At 49.5% G+C, this 202-nt stretch carries 1 pseudogene; it reads left to right on the top strand.

The annotated features are described in order from the left end of the window. Positions 1-202: pseudogene (locus HII27_RS27340) on the top strand (DNA-invertase); the annotation flags it as partial.

Below are 202 nucleotides of genomic sequence, written 5' to 3'. Positions count from 1 at the left end.
CAGTGGTCGCTATAACTTTCGCAACATCCTCTCTGCGGCACAATACGAATCCGACCTTAATAGTGAGCGCACTTTGGCGGGTTTAGCTGTTGCCAGGGCAAAAGGTTGTGTTGGTGGCAGAAGACCAAAGTTTACTGACGATCAGTGGAAGGAAATTGGTGAACTGATAGCTGCCGGAGAATCCAGACAGAGTATTGCCAGC

This window comes from Kluyvera sichuanensis, from assembly GCF_014218705.1.
GTDB classification, from domain to species: Bacteria; Pseudomonadota; Gammaproteobacteria; order Enterobacterales; family Enterobacteriaceae; genus Kluyvera; species Kluyvera sichuanensis.
The sequence above is the reverse complement of the archived record's forward strand: the minus strand, read 5'-3'. Positions and strand labels throughout refer to the sequence as shown.